Raw genomic sequence first — 21,119 nt, 5'->3', positions numbered from 1 at the left:
TCGGTCGAGCAATGAGGTCAGGCATCCGAACTTGTCGTGGACCACCGCGCTACATAAATATGTAATGTCCCGGCAAGGTGCGAAGTTATACCTTGTCGTCGTGCCATTGCGGCATCGTGAAACTCACGCTCAAGCTTCGCCGGGAAGCCGCTCGCATCCGCCTTGCCGATGCAACATCGACTCGACCCATCCACTAACCGGACGCTGACACGGTGGCCTTCGTGCAACCGTGCGGGTCCTCGCATTCTCGTAAATTGGAGCTACTCATGGCCCATGAATTGTTGACGCCCGACACGTGCGCGCTCGCGCTTATCGACCATCAGCCGCAGATGTTCTTCGGCACGCACTCGCACGAGCGCACCACCATCCTTCACAACATTCAGATCCTCGCGAAGACCGCGAAGCTCTTCAAGGTGCCGACTGTTCTGACGACGGTCGCCGCCGATACCTTCAGTGGCCAACTGCTGCCGGAAGTGCAGTCGGTGTTTCCGCAGATCAAACCGATCGACCGCACGTCTATGAATTCGTGGGAAGACAAGGGCTTTCGCGACGCGATCAAGGCGACGGGCCGCAAGAAGATCGTGATCGCGGGCCTGTGGACGGAAGTGTGCGTCGCTTTCCCGACCGTGCAGATGCTCGCCGAGGGCTTCGAAATCTACGTGCCGACGGACGCCTGCGGCGACATCACCGGGGAAGCCCATGAGCGTGCCGTGCAGCGCGTCATCCAGGCGGGCGCGGTGCCGCTAACCTCGGTGCAGTTCATGTGCGAACTGCAACGTGACTGGGCGCGCGGCGAAACGTACGAAGGCTGCATGGAGATTTTCAAGGCGCATACCTCGTATGGCATCGGCGTGCGCTACGCGAAGCAAATTCTTGGCGGTCACGCGAGCTAGGCGGACTGATTGCCTCTCGCCATTTTTTCACGCGCGACGCGTTTGTCGTCGCGCGTGAAACGCGTCTGACCAAACATCACGGAGAGCGACGATGACCGCATCGATTCAGCCCAGTCGCATTGCGGACCTGGTGATCTATAACGGCAAGATTGCGACGCAGGACGACAAGCGTTCGTTCGTGACGGCGCTCGCCATCGCGAAGGGCGAGATCGTTGCGAGCGGCAGCGACCACGACATGATGCAATGGGCGAACGAGTCCACGCGCCGCATCGATCTGAAGGGACGCGCGGTCGTTCCCGGTCTCAACGATTCGCATCTTCACATCATTCGCGGCGGTTTGAATTTCAATCTCGAACTGCGCTGGGATGGTGTGCCCTCGCTGCGCGACGCGCTCGAGATGCTGCGCGCGCAGGTTGCGCGCACGCCCGCGCCGCAATGGGTGCGTGTTATCGGCGGATGGAACGAATTCCAGTTCGCGGAGAAGCGGGGCCCGACGCTTGAAGAGATCAACGCGATCGCGCCAGATACGCCCGTCTTCATCCTGCATCTCTACGACAACGCGCTACTGAACGCTGCCGCGCTGCGTGCGGTCGGCTATGACCGTGATACGCCGAATCCGCCGGGCGGCGAGATCCAGCACGACCGCCGCGGCAATCCGACCGGCATGCTGATTGCGCGTCCGAACGCGGGCTTGCTGTACGCGACGCTCGCAAAAGGGCCGAAGCTGCCGTTCGACGACCAGTTGAATTCGTCGCGTCAGTTCATGCGCGAACTCAACCGCCTTGGCGTGACGAGCGCGATCGACGCAGGTGGTGGCTACCAGTCTTATCCCGACGACTACGCCGTCATCATGGAACTCGCGAAGCGTAACGAGCTGACCGTGCGAATCGCGTACAACCTGTTCACGCAGAACGCGAAAAAGGAAATCGAAGATTTCGCGAGGTGGGTCAAGGTCACCAAACCGGGTGACGGCGACGATTTCCTGAAGATGAACGGCGCAGGCGAGATGCTCGTGTTCTCCGGCGCGGACTTCGAAGATTTTCTGGAGCCGCGTCCGGACCTGCCGGACGTGATGGAAAGCGAACTCGAAGCCGTCGTGCGGCTGCTCGTGCAAAATCGCTGGCCGTTCCGGCTGCACGCAACTTACGACGAATCGATCGAACGTTTCCTCAACGTCTTCGAGCGTGTCAACCAGGATACGCCGTTCGGCGGCCTGCGCTGGTTTTTCGACCACTGCGAAACGATTTCGGCGCGCAACATCGACCGCATTGCCGCACTGGGCGGCGGCATCGCCGTCCAGCACCGGATGGCGTATCAGGGCGAATACTTCATTTCCCGCTATGGCGCCGAAGCCGCCGCGCATACGCCGCCTGTGCGCAAGATGCTCGCGGCCGGGCTGCCGGTCGGCGCGGGGACGGACGCGACGCGCGTCGCGAGCTTCAATCCGTTCGTTTCGCTGTACTGGCTTGTTTCGGGGCGCACGGTGGGCGGCACGCTGATGTACGCCGCGCAGGACCGGCTGGATCGCATGGAGGCACTGCGCCGCTATACGGTGGGTAGCGCATGGTTCTCGAATGAAGAGACGAAGAAGGGCGCGCTCGTGCCTGGCCAGCTTGCCGATTTCGTGGTGCTGAGCGACGACTATTTCACGATGGAAGAAGACGGCATCAGGCATCTGAGCTCGGTGCTGACGGCGGTCAATGGGCGGATTGTCTACGCGGCCGAAGAGTTCGAAACGTTCGACCCGCCGGCGCTGCCCGTTAGCCCCACGTGGTCGCCCGTCGCGGAGTACGGCGGCTATGCGCGCTATCGTCCCGCGGCGCCGCTCGTGCAGTCGTGCAACGACGCGTGCGTGAACCTGTGCGGCGTGCATCGTCACGCGCATGCGTGGGCATGGCGCAGCAATGTGCCCGCTGGCGACGCGAACGCGTTCTGGGGCGCGCTCGGCTGCAGTTGTTTCGCGTTCTAGGAGCAGGCAGGCGATGAAGCGTTTTCTCACTCCCGATGTGGCGCTGCTGTTTCTGCGCGTCACCGCGAGCGTGCTCGTGCTGCTCGTGCATGGACTGCCGAAGGCAATCCACTACGCGAGTCAGTTCGAGGCGATCGAAGACCCGTTGCATCTCGGCAAGACGCTGACGCTAGGCTGCGCGATCTTCGCGGAGGTCGTGTGCCCGCTGCTGATGATCGCGGGCATCGCGACGCGGCTTGCCGCGCTGCCGATCATGCTCGTCTGCGTGGTCGCGCTGAGCCTCGTGCATCGCGAATGGACGCTGGCCCAGGCGCAATTCGCGTGGATGCTGCTGATCATGTTCGGAACCATCGCGATCGGCGGTGCGGGACGCTACCGGATTGCGCTGCGGCCCCAGTCCGGGCAGCGGTAAGCCTGAGCGCACGGCGCGTTTGCCGCGGCGCGTGAGGAGTGAACCATGTCATATCTGATTGCATTGGGTGCGGGCCTCGTGGTCGGCCTGCTGTATTTCCTTGTGCGCGTGCAATCGCCCGCGCCTCCGCTGATTGCGCTTGCGGGGTTGCTTGGCATTGTGATTGGCGAGCATGCGATTCCGTTCGTGCAGGCGCGCATACGCACGCCCGATGCGCAAACGCAAGGTGCACCGCCTGTCGCCAGCACCAAGCCGACTCCGCTATGCAACGAGGATCGATAGGCGCGGCAGGCGGCGCACAACCGGATGTTGCGCACGCTGCCGCTCGTCGCGTTGTGCGTGCTCGCTGTGCTGGTGCGCAGGACGGGCACGCCAAAGGTCGGAATCTGATTGTGCCGCACAACGCTGCGGCATCCCTTACCAGCCAGGAGTGTTTTTTATGAGTACCGTCAAGACGGTTCGAGTGTTGCGGGCCGCTGTCGTTTCGATTGTCTCTGTCACGGCGCTCGGCATGGCGCTGAGCGGCTCGCCGGCTTTCGCCGAGGCCGATCATCAGAACATAGGCAAGAGCCTGCCGGTCGTGTCGGTCGGTCCGCAATACGATACGACGCATGTTTATGTGGCGAGCCAGGACATCGACGCGTTCGTCGACAGTTTTATCGCGACGTTCGGCGGCACCGCTTCGCCGCGCGCCGTGTTCACGGTCACGCCGACGCCGAGCAAGACCGCTTCGCAATACGTGCGCACGCCTGTCGGCATGCTGTCGGTGTTTGCATTCCAGACGCCGATACCGTATCCGTTCGGCAGCGAGCGCACGGGCTATCTCGTCACCGACATGGACAAGGCCGTTCGTGCCGCGCACGCTGCGGGCGCGGACGTGATCGTGGATACGTTCGACGATCCGATCGGCAAGGACGCGGTAATCCAGTGGCCGGGCGGCCTGAACATGCAACTGTATTGGCATAGGAAGGCGCCTTCGTATGATCCGCTGGAGACGGTCCCCGACAATCGCGTCTATGCGTCCGCGCAATCCGCGGATAACTTCATCAAGCGCTTTGTACGCTTTTCGCACGGCAAGGTCGTGTCCGACAACCGTCACGCGGACGGTGGCGAAATCGGCCGGCCCGGCGAGACGATCCGGCGCGTACGCATCACGTCCGGCTTCGGCACCATGCTCGTGTTCGTGACCGACGGCAAGCTGCCTTATCCGTTCGGCCGCGAAGTCACCGGCTATCTGGTCGCCGATCTCGACGCGACGCTCGCGAAGGCGCAGGGCGTCGGCGTGAAGGTGTTGTCGCCGGCGAACAGGACAGTTGAAGGGCGTACGGCGATGGTCGAGTTTCCCGGCGGCTACGTCGCCGAGATTCACGAGCTGGCGAAATGATGCAGCGTCGCTCACTGAGGCACGCGGCGTCGAAGGCGGCTGCCTGCGCCGTGCTCGCGGTGTGCGGATGGGCAGAGGGCGTGAACGCGTTCGCCGCCGATAACGCAGCGGATGCGGTTGCAGGCGTGGCCGCTGCGCCTCAATGCACCGCGAAGCGGCCGTCGGCGCTATCGTTCAACCGCTGGCAGGAAGACTGGTCGGCGCTGGCCAATCCGTGCGTGCCGCGCGAGCCGTTCGATGCGCTCAAGTACATCTCGCCCGGCAGCGATCCGTCGACCTATCTGTCGCTCGGCGCGACTCTGCGTGAACGCTTCGAACTGAACAACGCGCCACTCTTCGGGCTCGGCGCCGCGCGGCCCGACAGCTACGTCATCCAGCGCGCCGAAGTGCATGCCGATGCGCGCATCGGCATGCATGTGCAGGCGTTTTTCCAACTCGAGGATGCCCGGCCCTTCGGCAAGGATGCTGTTTCGCCCGTCGACAAGAATCCGCTCGACATCGAGCAGGCGTTCGTCGCGTTCGTCTATGGCGTAGGCAGCGGCACGTTCAAGGCGCGCGTCGGCCGGCAGGAGATGGCGTTCGACTTGCAGCGGTTCGTCTCGGTGCGCGACGGGCCGAACGTGCGTCAGGCGTTCGATGCGCTGTGGGCCGACTATGAAATCGACAAGTGGCGCTTCATCGGCTATATGACGCAGCCCGTGCAGAATCGCGACGTCACGGCCTTCGACGACGTGTCGAACCGGCATCTCACGTTCAGTGGTGTGCGCGTGGAACGTGCGAACACGGGGCCAGGCGATCTGTCAGCGTACTGGTCGCGCTACAACCGCGACAACGCACGCTTTCTCGATGCGGCAGGCACCGAGCATCGCGATGTATTCGACGTGCGTTATGCGGGCAAGGTCACGCCGTTCGATTGGGATGTCGAATCGATGGTGCAGACGGGGCACGTCGGCAAGGACACCATCGGCGCGTGGGCATTCGGGTTGCTGGGCGGCTATACGCTCGCAACGGTGGCGGGCTCGCCGCGGTTCGGTTTGCAGATCGACGGCGCATCGGGCGACCGGCATCCGGGCGATGGACGCGTCGAAACCTTCAATCCGTTGTTTCCGAACGGCTACTATTTCACGCTGGCGGGCTACACCGGCTACAGCAACCTGATTCACGTGAAGCCGTCGATCACCTTCAAGGTATCGCCGAAGGTCACGTTACTGACGGCACTCGGTTTCCAGTGGCGCGCGACGACGGGCGATGCGATCTACGGTCAGGGGATGGCCGTGGTGCCCGGCACGGCGGGAAAGGGAACCCGCTGGACGGGCATGTATGCGCAGATTCGCGCCGACTGGCTCGTCAGCCCGAACGTCGCGCTCGCGCTGGAAGCGGTGCATTTCGAAGTCGGCGATTCGATCCGTGCGCTAGGGGCGCGCAACGCGGACTATGTGGGCGTCGAAGCGAAGTTCGGATGGTGACCGATGACAGGAGCGGGCCCGCTCAACGCTTCGACTGGATCTGAACCGTCAGAAGCCTTCTTCCAGAGAGACGGCTTCGAGGACCGTGGCCAGAATCATCGCTTCGATGTTTCGGGGTGCGGGTTGAACCCGCTTGGGTCGATAGACTGCGTTGCCTCTTGTAATGGCCAGGCCACTCAGGGCGCAAACCCCGGCTTTCTTCGCAACACAGCGCCGCCAATGCTGTTCGCCGTAGCAGCAGGACGTCGCGTCGCTCCACGCGAGCGTTGCCGAGGTCCGCCCGCTGCGCTCCAGCACCCGGATGACGCATTTGCGGAAGTCGCTTTCGCTGCCGTGCGGGCGGAAGCAACTGGACACAACAGGCGCCTGTGTTTCACCTTCGTTCGAGAGGAGCGCCATTGTTGACTGCCACGTTCTGTCTGTTTCAAAGGGAGCTTGCATGATGCGGTTCCTCGATTCTCGTTAGAGCTAACCCTCGACCTTGACTGGATGATAGGTAGCAGACTGGCGGGCCGCAATTACATGATTGTGGAGGGCGTCCCTCATTCGCCCTCCAGCACCATGCCTCGCTCAGCGACTGGCCGCTCCACTGATCTCGACGTCCGGATACGCGGCTTCTTCGCTCAGGACTGGCAGGACGACGCTAAAAGTCGATCCGTAGCCCTGATTATTGGCGGCAGTAAGACGACCTTCATGCGCTTCGATAATTGAGCGGGACACTGCAAGCCCGATACCCATTCCCGTGCTCTTGGTCGTGACGAATGCGTCGAATATGCTGTCGCCACCCACGATGCCCACACCGTTATCGGCCACCTCGAGTAGCACGGACCCGTCGCGAAGCGCCTTTGCGGTAATGAGAATCTTCGGTGTGCGCCCCGAGTTTTCCGTGGCTTCTATTCCGTTCGTGATCAGATTGATCAGGACCTGCTGAATCTGTATCTGGTCGACGAACACCGGCGGCAGGCCATCGGGCAAATCGAGGTCGATGTCGGCGGTTTGCCGGGTTTCGTCTTCCCGTAGCAGCCGCACGGATTCGAGGACCATGTCTTTCACGTTACGCTTGCGCTTCTGGAATGATTGGCTCTTGAACAGCGCACGGATGCTTTTCATCGTCTCGTCGGCGGAATGGGCATCTCGAACGACGCTTTCCGCGGAAGTCCTGGCTTCGCTCAAATTGGGCGGGGACGCTGCGAGCCACCGATTGCAAGCCTGCGCATTGGCGATAACGGACGTGAGGGGTTGATTGAGCTCGTGCGCGATGGAGGCGGAGAGTTCGGCGACCGTGGCAATCTGGGTTGCCCGCGCAAGTTCAGCCTGAGTGTGCCTGAGCCGGTCTTCTGCACGCTTGCGTTCGTCAATATCAAGACTGAGTCCATACCATTGAACAATGTTGCCGTCGGCGTCCCTCATTGCTTCACCCGTGTGCTGGTACCACCGGTAAATCCCGTCTTTTCGGCGAAGCCGGGCGGTGTGGCAGTACGGTTCGCCAGTCTCGACCGAGTGTGTCCACGCTTGAATCATGGTGTTCAGGTCGTCAGGATGGCAGGTCTTCTGATAGCCGGCGCCCGCGAGCTGCGAAAGATCCAGACCAACGAATTCGACGATTTTCCGATTGATGTAAGTGAGCCCCCCTTGTGGGTCATTGCTCCAGAGCATGGCGGGGATGGTCTCGATCAGTTCGTGTAGCTGGTGCTCCTGCTGTTCGAGCGCGGCTTCTGTCTGTTTGAGATCGTCGATGTCCGTGCATACGCCGTACCAGTGCAGGATTTGTCCGCTTTCGTCGCGAAACGGTTCGCCGCGAGCGAGATACCAGCGCAGAGTCCCATCGGCGCCTGCAACCTGGTACGTGTCCTGATACGACGCACCTTCGTGGACAGCTTGCCTCCAGCGCGAGCGGACACGAAGACGGTCTGCTTCCGGGATGAGACGAAGCAACATTTCTCCGTCGAATTCTTCATTGCTCTTTCCCATGAAGGTGAGCATTTGCCGACTCCATCGGTCGACTTTTCCTTCCGGCGTGGCTCGCCAGATCATCGCGGGCAATGCGTCTACGAGTCTTCGCAAATTGAGCTCTTCCGTGCGAAGAACTTCCTGAGCTAGCTGCCGCTCGTGGATATCAGTCGAAAGACCATACCAGTTCACAACATCACCGTTGGCATCCCGCACGGAGGCGCCTTTGCATTGAAACCATCGATACGTGTTGTCGGCCGCGCGGAGCCGATGGACCCGGTCGTAAGGTCTCCCGCTAGCGAGGGAATCTTCCCAGACCTCAAGGGTTGACGCAGCGTCGTCTGGGTGCACCAGGTGAAGCCAGCCGCGCGCGCTCAGGTCTTCGAGCGGTAGGCCGGTGTAATCCTCAGTGCGCCTGTTCATATATTCCAGGCGGCCATGAGCGTCCGTCCGCCAGAGCAGGCTGGGAACATTCTCAGTCAGCCAGTTCAGTTGCGCTTCCCGTTCACGGATCAACTCTCTCGACTCGCTTGCCGTTAGCGCCTGTCGAACCTTGAGATCGAAATCATCATCCTTCGAGTGGGCCGTTGAGTCTGGCTGCCGGGTGTAGCGGATGTGCCGGGGGCGTCGGGAGACCAGTTCGGCACAAAGCCATACCGCGCCGATTGCGACGGCGCAACGGCCGATCGAGCCGGAGGATAGAGAAGGGTGACCGGCAGTCAACATCGTTCCGGCGATCCCAAGCGAGACGAAACCCGCGGCGAGACGCCCAAAGCTGCGGTCGAAAAAGTGCGCGACCAGAACAACCAGTACGAGGCCGAGGCAGCCCGTGACCGGTTCGAGTAACCCTGCCACGCCTGACGCGCCGGCTATGGCAACGCTGAGGGCGGCAACCCGGGACGAGCGTGGAATCAACACGGTAAGCATGTCAACCTCGGAGTTCGTCGACGTATTGGATAGTGGTACTCCACATTTTCACATCAATGCCGGGATTTTCCAGCGAAAAGCTCACTAGCTTGCAAAGTGAGCGGAGAGGGTTGATGGTTATTTCGTGTCGTACCGCGAGGTCTGATCGTGCGCACCGTTGTGGCACGAATCGAGTACGAGGCAATGGAGATAGGTCATACCATTGCGGACGGGTGCCTTTTCAGGAACTGCCAGTCAGGCAGATCAGGAAAAAGAGAAGGGAAAAAAGTTTAATTTAAGACTTCGCATCGGATGGCGCCATTACATATTCATGTCGCTAACTCATGTTGCTAACTTCAGCATGCGGCTAGTCTGAACCCACAAGACCGAGGTCCCGCGCACGCGCAACAGCTTGAGCGCGCTTATCGACACCGAGTTTCACGAAGACGCTTTTCAGATGAGATTTGACGGTTTCAGCGCCAATTCCGAGCACATTCGCGATTTCCTTGTTCGACTGTCCGCGCGCAATCAGGTCGACGATTTCGCGCTCCCTTGAACTCAGCGACCCGCGCTCGGTATCGCGTCGACGGTGGCCGCCTGGCTGATAGAGAATCCGCGCGCCGTCGAGCAGATGATCGACGTAGACGATCAGTTCGTTCGAGTGCTCCGTCTGCTCCACGTCTTCACGAACGGCGTCCAGCAGCGATCCGATGTCCGGCCCCACGTCGAGAATGGACTGGTACACGCCCGCGGGCGCGGCGACCTTTAGGACTTCGCGAAAGATCCCGATCGCACGGGCACATTCGTTTGCTGCCAGCCAGACCAGTGCAAGCACGGTTCGCAGGCGTATCGCCTGGAAATCTGCATGTTGTCGTTCGGCGCTCTGCAGCGCGGCGCCCAGCACCGCGGCGGCTTCTTCGGTCCGCTGTTGGGCCGCGGCAACAGCGGCCGCTCCGAATGCACGATAGTTCTCGATCTCGAGCGAGATGGAACGCGAAGGATGGGCGTTGGATCCCGCCATCTGATCGAGTTGCGCGACGCACGCAGCCGCTTCGACCATCCTGCCTTCCGCAAGATATAGCCGTGTGCGTTCAACGAGGGCAGCGGCGGTCATGCGGTCCCATTGACGTTCGCAACTCAACGCCTGAGCCCGGTCGAGCAATGCGTACGCCTGCGTCACGTCCGAACGCGCGGCGGCGATCCGGATAAGGAGGCGGTAGGCAATCAACACGCTATCGAGCAGGACCGCAATGTCAATGACCGGCATCAACCCGGCAACCAGTGTTTCAGCTTTGTCCAGCCGGCCTTGTTCGTACCAGATCTGGCCGATCATCGGTGCGCATAGCGCCACCGAGATCGAATCGGGACCGGCATGGCGTTCGGCCAGTTGCATCGATTCCGTGAAATACCGTTCGGCAAGCCCGAAGTGCAACTGTTGCATTTCCGCATGTCCCAGCAGGCACAGCCGGTAGACCGAAGAGTACAGATTGCGCTGATTTTCTTCGGCGGAGTAGGACATCCACGGCGTTGCATAAAGCGCTTCGAGATTGCCGGCCTTCCAATGGGCGAAGCGCACGACGTTGGATGCCACATTGGTGGTCCAGATATCGGTGGTCGGCCCCTCGATGCATGGTTCAGCGATAACGAGCGCGCGCTCGGGATCGTCCTGCAGGCCCGCGACGACCGAGCGGATCGCCTGGCATTCCCGCCGGATTTCTTTGGCTTCGGCGCCAGTGTCGGACGCGAGATCATGTTCTACTACATCCAGCATCGCGAGCGCCTCTTCGAAATGCATGGCGAGCGCCATGCCCCAGGCGATGGCCAGTGTGACCTTCACCTGCGCCCCGGCCAGACCGGCGGGAAAGCGGCGCTGCAAGTCGAGTAGCGTGAGCAGGTCGCCTTTCTTGACCAGCGCCATCGCGCACCGCTCCATCAGACGAATCGCGTTATCCGTGCTGCCCGCGGCGATCGCGTGTTTGACTGCCTCCGTCCACAGTTCCTGATCGGCATACCACGCGCACGCGCGGCAATGCAGTTCCGCCACCTCGTCGGCGTGCTGTGTCTCGAGCTGGGCACGCAAGTATTCGCCCATCAGAGGGTGATAGCGGAACCATTGCCCGTTGTCGTCGAGCGCCTGCAACAGCAACTGCGCCCCGGCGGTTTCGTCCAGCATAGGCTGGCTCGCGCGCAGGCCCGTTACAGCCTCGCAGAGCGGCGCGCTCAACCGGTCGAGTATCGACGTGCGCAGCATGAACCTGACCATGTCGGGGGACAGGCGCTCGAACATGTACTCGATATAGGCGGCGAACGGCCGCGACGTACCGGATGGCGCATCACGCTCCCGAACCGCCTCGCCATCCTTGCGCGATAGCATGGACATCTGGATGCGCAGCGCCGCAGCCCAGCCCTCCGTGCCCGCAAAGAGCGTCTGGATGTACGAAGCGTTCAGCGTGCCGGGCAATGTGCGTTCGACAAAGCGCCTCGTTTCGTCGAAGTCGAAACGCAACACCGACCCGTCGATTTCCAGCAGTTCGTCGCCTGCTCTCAGCCTCGCGAGCGGCAGCGGCGGATCGGTGCGACTGCAGAGGACCACGTGCACATGAGGCGGCGCCTTTTCGATCAGGAACGACATCGCGTCGTGTATGGCTGGCAGGCTCACCTGGTGATAGTCGTCCAGAAACAGGACGACATCATCATCGACTTCGACAAGCTCATTGACCAGTGTGGAAACGACGGCGTGTAACGGGACGAACGCGGCGTCGGCAGTCAGACTGATCGCCGCGGCGCCGACCTTGTCGCAGGCATGCCGCAACGCGTGCGCCAGATAGTTGAGGAAGCGCGCGGGTTCATCGTCTTCTGTGTCGAGCGACAGCCACGCCACTAATGCACCGTTCGCGCGCAACCGGTCGAGCCAGCTGAGCGCCAGCGAAGTTTTGCCGAATCCGGCGGGCGCCTTGATCACGGTGAGACGTTTGTTCGCGGCGCGCTCGGCGAGGCCAGCGAGCCGAGGACGCGCGATGAGATCCACCGGCACGCGTGGCGGAACGATCTTCGTTGCCAGGAAAAGGTGCAGTCCGCTCGCGGATGTCTCTCCAGTCACACGCATGTTTCAGTCACCCATTGTATTGAGCCAGCCAATTGTTGGGAGGCGTGCTTGCCGCCACCCCCCGTTTATAGAAGCGCATCCCCCGGGTCGGGGGAGGGGGAACTCTCCCCAATCTGGGGGATGGTAGGTCGCGTCGCGCCAGGCGACCATACGTGTACCGGATTGAGATTGAAGCGTGCCCCAGGCCAGGGGCAACGCGCCTGCCGATCACTGCCAGGCGGCTCATTGGCGCCTCGCCAGGATCGACTCATTTTTCGCCCCATGATACGCCGCGTCGAATCCCGTTGCAGGTGTCCGGCAGGCACCGGTCGGCGCGCAGCCGTATAGGTCACATAAGCCGCTGCCCCGGCGCTCCTTGTCTTTCGAAATCGTGCGTCCGTTATTGATGGGTGTCTATCCGTGTTAGCCAATGTTCCAAGAATCAGCGATTACTTGCGGGAAAAAACCGTGTCGATCGCAGCCGATCTGACGCATGTCGTCGAACGCACGCTGGCGATACTGACGCAGATGGACGGATACAGGTTGCTCGCACCGGTGGCGCAACGGGACGTTCGCGAATCGGTCGCGCTGTCGACCAAAGTCTGGTTCGAGACGCTGTTGTCGGGTGAGTTCCCTTCTGCGCAGGACATGGACTTGTTTCGGGAAATCAGTCAGCGACGTGAGCATCAACGTGTGCCGCTGCAGAGCCATTTGCAGGCATTGCGTCTGGGGTTGCGGGAAATCTGGAGCGCCTATATCGCGCTCGGCGAGTTGGACGAGCGTATTGCCAAAGAACTTCTGGCCGACGTCTCGCTGTATCTGCTGGACCACTTCGATTTCATTGCGCAGACCATTGTGCGGGCCTATCTGGGCGAGCAATACCGGCAGCCACGGTGGGCGGAACTCGCCGTTGCCATCGAGGAAGGCGCGCGCCGCTCCGAAAGCGTGCGGCATCATCTCGTTGCACTCATCGAGCAGCTATTGGCCGAGCCAGACCTGCTCTCGAGGCTCGACGTCGAGCAGGTTCGGGAGCACCGCGGTACCGAAGGAGCCGGCGCGCAGGTGATGAAGTTCTTCGGCCTCGATGTCGACATCGACGACGGCGCGGAATTGTCGAAGGCCTTGCGCGACGCGCAGGAGAGGCTGGCGCAGGCATCGCGGCTCGCGGCCGTGGCTGAACTCTCTGCCTCCATTGCCCACGAACTCAACCAGCCGCTCCAGGCCATCGTGGCGCATGGGCACGCCTGCGTGCGATGGCTCGCTGCAACGCCGCCCAGGCTCGACAAAGCCAGATACTCGGCCGAGCAGGTTGTGCACGACGCGAATGCCGCGGCAGACGTGGTAAGCCGCATTCGCGCTCTTTTCAGGCACACGGCTCCGCAAAAGGTCGATCTCGATGTCAACAAGCTGATTCTTCAGGTATGCACGCTGATGGCCGACGACATCCAGCACAACGCGGTTTCGCTCGAGACAATCCTCGGCGAAGACGTGTCGAAGATCAGCGCGGACGCGGTTCAGATTCAGCAGGTGATCGTCAACCTCGTGCGCAACGCAATTGAAGCGTTAGCGGCAACGGAGGAGCGACCGAGGCTGCTGGTGATCCGCTCACGTCGCGATGCCGGCAATGTGGTGGTCGATGTGGAAGATCACGGTGCAGGGCAGGTGAACTTCGAGAAGATTTTCGAGCCGTTCTTTACCACGAAAAAAACAGGCATGGGTATGGGTTTGGCAATCTGCAAGTCGATCGTGGAAGCACATGCGGGCCGGATTGGGGCCGTGCGCAATGTGTCCCGCGGCGTGACCTTCAGCTTCAGCCTTCCGATAGAGAGATCGAACGCAACCTCACGTTGACGATAGCCGAGGGTATCCTCAGCCGCCTCCGCCAATCAGCGTGATCGGCTTTGGCCTCGCTTTGGTCTTGCTTCGGCCTCGCTTCGGTCTGAAAGCAACGCGCTGTAGCCAGACATCTTCCCAGCCTACTGCTTCATATCGGGCCGTGATATTACATATTTATGTAATGCAGAACACGGCTTCCTATCCTTCCGGGCGACGATTCCGGCGGCTATAATTTTTTGTCGGCAGGACCACGTAAGAACAACATTCAACGAGATTGTCGTGGACCGTCCGTGCCGACGTCAGGCTGGGTTTTCACCCGGCAACGGAGAAGGCGCATGAAATCCGCAAGTGAGATGGTGTATGTGGTCGACGACGACAGGCGGGTGCGAGAAGCACTCACCTCGCTGCTGCGCGCAAACGGAAGAGATGCCCGCGCATTCGATTCCGGCACGGAGTTTCTGGAAACACCGCGTCAAAATAGTGTTTCATGTCTGATTCTGGATTTGCGAATGCCTGACATGAGTGGGCTGGAAGTTCAGAAGCTCGTCAGTGACTCGCAGATTCCCGTCATTTTCATTACCGGCAAGGGCGATGTGCCTTCCACGGTCCTCGCCATGAAGGGTGGGGCGGTTGACTTCCTCACTAAGCCTCTCGATGAAGACGAGTTGATGCGCGTGGTTGCTGCGGCGCTCGCAAGGGCGCACGTTCTTCGCAAGGAGGCGGACGATGCGGCGATGCTACATGCGCTTTATCAAACGCTCACGCCTCGTGAGCAGGAACTCCTGCCGCTGCTTGCCAGTGGCCTGCTCAACAAGCAGGCGGCGGCAGTACTTGGGATTACCGAATACACGGTGCAGGTCCATCGCGGCCACATCATGAGAAAGATGCGAGCGGATTCGTTTGCCACGCTGGTCAGGCAGGCGGGCAAACTGCAGCTCGAAACGTCGCCCATAACCACTTTCTGCGCCTGACGCCAACGCCAACTCGGTGTTGGACTCGATCACCGGAGAAAAAAAATGTCCACGCCTCCGGTTCGAACCGTGGCCGTGATTGATGATGACCGACGCGTTCTGACGTCTCTGGCGAACCTGCTGGCCTCCGGCGGGTACGGAACACGGGCCTACGAATCCGCTCTGGATTTTTTTGCCGACGGCTACGCGGGTCTGGTATGCGTCATTACCGATCTGGGCATGCGGCCCGTTGACGGCATTCAGGTGCTCGATAGAACGGTTCATTCAGGCGCAGCCACGCCGGTCATCATTATCACGGGCAAGCCGAGCGAGCAAACGGAAGACTACTATCTGCGCAGAGGCGCACTAGGTTTCTTCCGCAAACCTGTTGATGGAAATGCGTTGCTGGACATGCTGGATAGCATTGCTTAATAACGGCGCTGGCACTCGCCGTCAAATCCCCCCCAACAGGGACCGCGTTTCTTCCGACGGCTCTGCGGTGAGTATGTTTTCAAAGCTGTCCATCAAGTTGGCCACGGCGTATTGCGGCGACCAAAGCCCTCCCGAATCGCCACTGTCCCGGCTCGCTTCCCACGCTGCCAGCGAGGCATTGCCGTAGATGCCCACGAGCGACAGTCTGTGATCGACGATTGCCGGCGGAATATCGGCAAGCAGGTTCCGGAGCAGGGCGTTGCAACGCTGATAACCCAGATTCCACTTGTTTTCCAGCGCTTCCCGCAAGAACGCGCGGTCGTTCAACTGCAAGTTGGCGATCATGCGGATATACGTCGCCTGACCCGTACGATCCGCCAGCTCAAGCATCGGAAAGAGCAGCGCACCTAATACCGCACGTACGTTTATCCCTTCCTCCGCCTCCAGTCTGTCGAGCCGCGCCTGACGGTCTTCGTCTATCAGGCGCGCACCGTCGACGACCAGCTCACGCGCCAGTTCAAGTTTGTTGCCGAAGTAGTAGCGCAACGAGGCGCTGTTGCGCTGCCCTGCGGCGGAGATGATGTCCTGCACGGACACCCCATCCAATCCGCGCAGCGCGAACAGGCGTTGGGCTTCCTCTTTTAAGCGAGTTCGTGTCTCCGCCCCATCCGAGCGAAGGGTTTTCCCTGGCGTCGTCATTACTTTACCGTGTCGGGTTAATTAACTACACTGCAATAACTAACTCGGTAGGAGAAACTTAGCATGAAAGTCATAGTTGTTGGAGGAGGCATTGGTGGACTCACGACCGCTCTGGCGTTGCTGCGCCACGGTATCGAGCCGATTGTACTGGAGCGCGCCCCGCAATTGACGGAGGTCGGCGCGGGCGTCCAGATCGCTGCGAACGGCACGATTGTGCTGCGGGAACTGGGGCTTGAGCCGGCGCTGGCGAGCATCGCGACCGTGCCGGCGCGTTTTGACTACCTCGAACTGTCGACAGGGCGTCTCCTGTACGTGGCTCCTTTGGGCAAAGAGGCCGAGGCACGCTACGGCGCGCTGCTCTACAACGTTCACCGCGCCGACCTGATCGACCTGCTCGCGAAGGCCGTGCCGCCCAATGTGATCCGGCTGGGCGCAGAGGTTGCGTCGGTGTCCCAGGACGACGAAGGCGCCTACGTCACGCTGCAAAATGGCGAAGTGATTCGTGGCGACGCCGTGATCGGCGCGGATGGCATTCACTCTGCCGTTCGGACGGCCCTCCGGGGATCCGAGGAGAAGCAGTTCGCCAACATCCTGATGTGGCGCTCGCTCATTCCCGCTGACCGGCTCGCGGGCCTGAGGTTGCCGGTGGCGGGGAACAACTGGTTCGGCGTGGGCAGGAATATCGTTTCGTACTGGGTGCGCAAGGACCTCTACAGCATTCTTGCGTCGGTGCCGGCAACCGAAGTGAGCCGCGAATCGTGGACGCAGTCGGGGGACGTAGCGCAACTGCGGCGCTCGTTCGAGGGTTCTGAGCCGACCGTCCAGAAGATGCTGGAAGCGGTGGATTCAACGTTCATCACGGGGATGTACCACCGGGACCCGATCGAACACTGGAGTACCGGACGCATCGCCCTGCTCGGCGACGCTGCGCATGCAATGGTGCCGTACCTGGCGCAAGGCGCCTGCCAGGCGATCGAAGACGCATGGGTCCTCGCCACCTGTCTCAAGAACCATGGCCCGGACGGCATTCAGGACGCGCTGCTGGAATACGAACGGCGCCGCCAGCCGCGTACGACGCGGATTCAGGCGGGCGCGCGCTTTGTCGTCGACTGGGCACACGAGCCCGACGAGGCGCGTGTGCGCCAGCGTAACGGACGCCTGAAGGGACTCTCGCGTATCGATCCGCTGGCAGAGGCGTCGTGGTCGTTCGCCTGGGGGCACAACATCCTCGAGGCCGTCAAGTTGCCGCCGGGAGAGGTCGTAGGTTTGAGCGCGGCACGCGAAGGAAAGCGGATGGCGCGCCCCGAGAGTCAGCGTGCTTTCGATCTCTGGAAGGGCGTGTTCAAGCCGGATGACATTGCGCGTGGCGACCGGGGGCAGCGTGCAGCCTACGAACGGTTCCTGCTGGAGCAGTTCCCTGCGCAGGCTAGCACCGAGGTGACGGACGTCGATCTTCACGGGGTGAGCGCGTTGCGCGTGGTTGCAGCGGGAGCAGGGCACAAGGCGACCGTCTTGCACTTCCACGGCGGCGGGTACGTGCTGGGTTCGGGGAAGAGCTCGGTTGAATACGCAAGCCGTCTCTCACGCGCGCTGAACGGTCCGTGCTACACGGTCGACTATCGCCTCGCGCCCGAGCATCCGTATCCGGCGGCATTCGATGACGCATTCAGCGCCTATCGCGGTTTGCTCGCTTCGGGTGTCGATCCGTCGACGGTGTTCCTGAGCGGCGAATCGTCCGGGGGCGGCCTCGCCCTGGCGCTGGCTGCTGCGCTGCGTCGTGCGGGGCTGCCATTGCCAGGCGGCGTCATTGCAATCTGCCCGCTCACTGACCTCACGCTTGGCGGCCCCTCCGTCATGGCGAATTCCGGAGACGACCCGGCCGCGAATCGCGAGACGCTTTCCAATCTTGTCGCGTCTTACTTCCAGGGTCACGAGCCGACCGATCCGATGGTGTCGCCGTTGTTCGCGGATCTCGCAGACCTTCCGCCGGTGTTTCTTTCGGCGGTGGAGGGCGAGGTACTGGAAAGCGACACGACTCGTTTCGCAGAGCGGGCAAAGGCAGCCGGCGCGAACGTGACCTTGAAGATGGTGAGCGATTCGGTTCACGTCTTCACGCTCTTCCCATTCTTGCCCGAAACCGCCGAGACGCTCGAAGAAATTGGCCAGTGGAGTCGCGAGCTCGCGATTTGCGCGTGACGCCAGCACCCGGTTTCAAGTCGCTTTGCCCTATCACCGCATTTGGTTTCATGCCCGGAGTAGACATGACGGCAACATCAACGCGTCGGCGGGTCGACGTGCCGCGGCAACTATCCGCGCCGCAGACATCGCTGTACACGAATCTCGAAGTTTCCGCGGACCGCCATCCGGAAAAGGCCGCAATCCTTTACTACGACAGCACCGTCAGCTACCGGCAGTTGCGGCACGAAGTCGATGCGATGGCCGGATTCCTGCAGCAGCACTGCGGCATCGCCCGGGGCGAGCGCGTCGTCCTGTACATGCAGAACAGTCCGCAGTTCGTCATCGCCTTCTATGCGGTGCTGCGCGCGGATGCGGTAGTCGTGCCCGTCAATCCGATGAACCGGACGTCGGAACTGCAACACATACTTGAAGATAGCGGGGCTAGGGTCGCCTTTGTGGGCGTTGAACTCATGGAGCACGTGCGGCCGCTGTCGGGCCGTCACGTGGACCATGTGATCTCTGCACGTTATGCCGACTATCTTCGCGACCAGACCGATCTGCCGCTGCCCGACGTTCTGACATCGTCCGTAGCGCAGCCTCATGCAGATTCTGTGAACGGACATGCCGCTCTAATCGGCTGGAACGACGCGCTTGCTCGTGCGTGCGTTCCGCGCGGCCACGAATCCAGGCCCGAAGATCTGGCGGTCATTCCGTACACGTCCGGCACGACCGGTCGCCCCAAGGGGTGCATCCATACTCATCGTAGCGTGATGCATTCAACGGTCTCGTGCGCTGAATGGCCGAGCCTCGCGAACGAGAGCGTAATGCTGTGCTCCGTGCCCTTGTTTCACGTCACCGGCATGCAGAACTGCATGAACATGCCGATATACATCGGCGCCACGATGGCGATCATGACCCGCTGGGACGCGAAATGTGCCGCGCACGTGATCGAACGCCACCGCGTAAGCACATGGGTCACGGTTCCCACGATGCTCATCGACCTGCTGAACCTGCCGGACGTCGGCAGGTTCGATCTGAGCTCCATTGCGTACCTGAGCGGCGGCGGTGCCGCGATGCCGCAGGCTATCGCGCAGGAGATAGAGAAGCGTTGGGGCATCCCGTACGTGGAAGGGTACGGCCTCACCGAGACCATGGCAGCGACTCACATCAATCCGCCGAAGCACAGCAAGCAACAGTGCATGGGCGTGCCGGTCTTCAATACCGATTCACTCGTCGTCGATCCCGAGACGCTCGAGCCTCTCGGTGAAGGAGAAACAGGCGAGATTCTCGTCAGCGGGCCTCAAGTGTTCGACGGGTATTGGAAGTCGCCGGAAGCCACGCAAGAGGCATTTGTTCTGATCGATGGGAAGCGCTACTTGCGCACGGGAGATCTCGGCTATGTAGATCGGGACGGATACTTCTTCATCGTCGACCGGCTCAAACGCATGATCAACGCCTCCGGCTACAAAGTCTGGCCGGCCGAGGTCGAGGCAATGTTGTTCGAGCATCCGGCCGTACAGGAAGCGTGTGTCATCGCGACTCACGATCCGCGTCGAGGCGAGTCGGTCAAGGCGGTCATCGTGCTTCGAAACGGCGAGCACGTGACGGAAGAAGAAATGGTGTCGTGGGCCCGTGAGCGCATGGCGTCCTACAAGGTTCCGCGTGTCATTCAGTTTGCCGCCAGCTTGCCCCGTACGGCGAGCGGAAAGATCCAGTGGAGACTGCTGCAGGAAGAGGAAACGCGGAGTCGAAACGCTCAATCCGAAGGCCGCCGGTTGGATTGATATGTTGCCTGCCGAAGCGAGCGATGAGTAGTCGCAGCAGGGCAGGTTAGGCCTACCGGTGACACCAAAGGATGAAGTGTTGGTTGAGCTGGCAGGTTGATCAGATCATCTCGGCCCATTGAGTCACGCAAGGGCCTGTCATCAGCATGAACAGGCCCTAAGCTTCCTGCGGGACGAAGAGTTCCTTTTTACCCAACCAGCTCGCGATGCAACGCCATGAACTCCAGAGCAAGCTTATGCCGGGGATCGAGGTGAACCATCGGTTTGGCGTGCTGATGCGATTCGCGAATCCTCACGGAAGAAGACAGCCGGGACTCCAACACCGGCAAACCCTCGCTTACCAGTTCCTCAACCAGTTGGAGAGGCAGGCTCGCGCGAGGCTGAAACTGGTTGATCACAATCCCTTCGACTTCCAGATCGGAATTATGGTCCTGCTGAATTTCCTTGACGTTGTCGAGCAGCGTATAAAGCGCGCGACGAGAAAAATCGTCACAGTCGAACGGGATCAGGCAGCGTTCGACCGCAATCAGTGCGGAGCGGGTGTAGAAATTCAGTGCAGGGGGCGTGTCGATATAAATCGCGTCGTACGCATCGTCCAGTTCATTCAGCGCATCGCGTAGCTTGTAGATTTTGTAGCGGGATTCGAGCTTGCCGTGCAAAGCGTCAAGCTCCGGATGGGAGGGCATCACATCGAGGTTCTCGAACGGCGTGGGATGGATGAAGGTCGAGACCGGTGTCGGCTTGAAGCTGAAACTCAGGGCCGTTTCGAAGAAGTCCGCCACACTCGGCTTGAGCCCGCTCGCCTGCTCGCCGAGAAGGTATTGGCTGGAATTGCCCTGAGGATCGAGATCGATGACCAGGGTGCGCATACCCTCGCTGGCGCTGATCGCCGCCAGGTTGCATACGATGGTCGATTTACCCACGCCACCCTTCTGATTGAAGACGACACGCCGCATCTGGTTTGCCCCTTTTTTGCGAGAACTTGCGAAAACTTGCGAAAGGCACAGCTTACCCTGGCGGAACCCCCCTTAGCCCGGCCTCAACGGCCGTCCCCGCGCCGCGGCCCTTACTCCGCGGCCACTTCCTGACAGTTCCCCTGTTCGGGGGATGGCTCCCCCTTGCCAAAAACTCGATGATGGCTTCACTCGGGATGCCACCGTGCGCGACAAGCACCG

At 61.2% G+C, this 21,119-nt stretch carries 16 protein-coding genes; 11 read left to right on the top strand and 5 right to left on the bottom strand.

The annotated features are described in order from the left end of the window. Positions 1–266: 266 nt before the first annotated feature. The 6 genes from M0D67_RS00315 to M0D67_RS00290 all read left to right on the top strand — a co-directional run bounded on the left by M0D67_RS00315 (position 267) and on the right by M0D67_RS00290 (position 6,124). Positions 267–893: a hydrolase gene (locus M0D67_RS00315; protein ID WP_266236756.1), complete on the top strand. Its 627-nt coding sequence runs from the start codon at positions 267–269 to the stop codon at positions 891–893. Positions 894–984: 91 nt separating this feature from the next. Continuing rightward, positions 985–2,862 (top strand): amidohydrolase, encoded by a 1,878-nt coding sequence (locus M0D67_RS00310; protein ID WP_266236754.1) that lies wholly within the window; start codon positions 985–987, stop codon positions 2,860–2,862. 13 nt (positions 2,863–2,875) lie between these two features. Further along, entirely contained in the window at positions 2,876–3,274 is a 399-nt protein-coding gene (locus M0D67_RS00305; RefSeq protein ID WP_154559793.1) for a DoxX family protein, read from the top strand. A gap of 45 nt (positions 3,275–3,319) precedes the next feature. Next, a complete protein-coding gene (locus M0D67_RS00300) occupies positions 3,320–3,556 on the top strand; it encodes a DUF1427 family protein (protein ID WP_154559794.1) in 237 nt (78 codons plus the stop codon). Between the two features lie 157 nt (positions 3,557–3,713). Beyond that, entirely contained in the window at positions 3,714–4,658 is a 945-nt protein-coding gene (locus M0D67_RS00295; protein WP_266236749.1) for a VOC family protein, read from the top strand. Then, positions 4,655–6,124, top strand: coding sequence for an alginate export family protein (locus M0D67_RS00290; RefSeq protein WP_266236747.1), 1,470 nt, complete (start codon positions 4,655–4,657; stop codon positions 6,122–6,124). Before M0D67_RS00295 ends, M0D67_RS00290 begins: the two co-directional genes overlap by 4 nt. 48 nt (positions 6,125–6,172) lie before the next feature. Here the strand turns inward: M0D67_RS00290 and M0D67_RS00285 are convergent, their stop codons facing one another. The 3 genes from M0D67_RS00285 to M0D67_RS00275 form a co-directional block, all read right to left on the bottom strand. Next, positions 6,173–6,565 (bottom strand): DUF3331 domain-containing protein, encoded by a 393-nt coding sequence (locus tag M0D67_RS00285; protein ID WP_266236744.1) that lies wholly within the window; start codon positions 6,563–6,565, stop codon positions 6,173–6,175. 129 nt (positions 6,566–6,694) lie between these two features. Then, on the bottom strand, positions 6,695–9,001 hold the full coding sequence (locus M0D67_RS00280; protein WP_266236741.1) for a PAS domain-containing sensor histidine kinase: 2,307 nt from the start codon (positions 8,999–9,001) through the stop codon (positions 6,695–6,697). A 346-nt stretch (positions 9,002–9,347) separates the two neighbouring features. Beyond that, complete coding sequence (locus M0D67_RS00275) at positions 9,348–12,086, bottom strand: LuxR C-terminal-related transcriptional regulator (protein WP_266236739.1); 2,739 nt, start codon at positions 12,084–12,086, stop codon at positions 9,348–9,350. Positions 12,087–12,533: 447 nt separating this feature from the next. Between M0D67_RS00275 and M0D67_RS00270 the strand changes: the two genes are divergently transcribed. The 3 genes from M0D67_RS00270 to M0D67_RS00260 all read left to right on the top strand — a co-directional run bounded on the left by M0D67_RS00270 (position 12,534) and on the right by M0D67_RS00260 (position 15,283). Then, positions 12,534–13,916 (top strand): sensor histidine kinase, encoded by a 1,383-nt coding sequence (locus M0D67_RS00270; RefSeq protein ID WP_266236737.1) that lies wholly within the window; start codon positions 12,534–12,536, stop codon positions 13,914–13,916. Positions 13,917–14,236: 320 nt separating this feature from the next. Beyond that, positions 14,237–14,872, top strand: coding sequence for a response regulator transcription factor (locus M0D67_RS00265; RefSeq protein WP_266236735.1), 636 nt, complete (start codon positions 14,237–14,239; stop codon positions 14,870–14,872). A gap of 45 nt (positions 14,873–14,917) precedes the next feature. Next, positions 14,918–15,283: a response regulator gene (locus M0D67_RS00260; RefSeq protein ID WP_154566806.1), complete on the top strand. Its 366-nt coding sequence runs from the start codon at positions 14,918–14,920 to the stop codon at positions 15,281–15,283. 21 nt (positions 15,284–15,304) lie between these two features. Here M0D67_RS00260 and M0D67_RS00255 read toward each other — a convergent pair whose 3' ends face one another. Then, positions 15,305–15,982, bottom strand: coding sequence for a TetR/AcrR family transcriptional regulator (locus M0D67_RS00255; protein ID WP_154566805.1), 678 nt, complete (start codon positions 15,980–15,982; stop codon positions 15,305–15,307). A gap of 63 nt (positions 15,983–16,045) precedes the next feature. On the opposite strand from M0D67_RS00255, the gene M0D67_RS00250 reads away from it, so the two are divergent. Together M0D67_RS00250 and M0D67_RS00245 are read left to right on the top strand one after the other, a co-directional pair. Continuing rightward, complete coding sequence (locus M0D67_RS00250) at positions 16,046–18,178, top strand: alpha/beta hydrolase fold domain-containing protein (protein ID WP_266236731.1); 2,133 nt, start codon at positions 16,046–16,048, stop codon at positions 18,176–18,178. Positions 18,179–18,243: 65 nt separating this feature from the next. Beyond that, positions 18,244–19,944 (top strand): long-chain fatty acid--CoA ligase, encoded by a 1,701-nt coding sequence (locus tag M0D67_RS00245; RefSeq protein WP_266236728.1) that lies wholly within the window; start codon positions 18,244–18,246, stop codon positions 19,942–19,944. 188 nt (positions 19,945–20,132) lie between these two features. Here the strand turns inward: M0D67_RS00245 and M0D67_RS00240 are convergent, their stop codons facing one another. Then, the gene (locus tag M0D67_RS00240) at positions 20,133–20,900 is read right to left on the bottom strand and encodes a ParA family protein (protein ID WP_154566801.1); all 768 of its coding nucleotides are present in this window, start codon (positions 20,898–20,900) and stop codon (positions 20,133–20,135) included. Positions 20,901–21,119: the final 219 nt, after the last annotated feature.

The sequence above is a fragment of the Paraburkholderia sp. SECH4 genome (assembly GCF_030511745.1).
Lineage (GTDB): Bacteria > Pseudomonadota > Gammaproteobacteria > Burkholderiales > Burkholderiaceae > Paraburkholderia > Paraburkholderia madseniana.
This window is presented reverse-complemented; position numbering and strand designations above follow the sequence as displayed.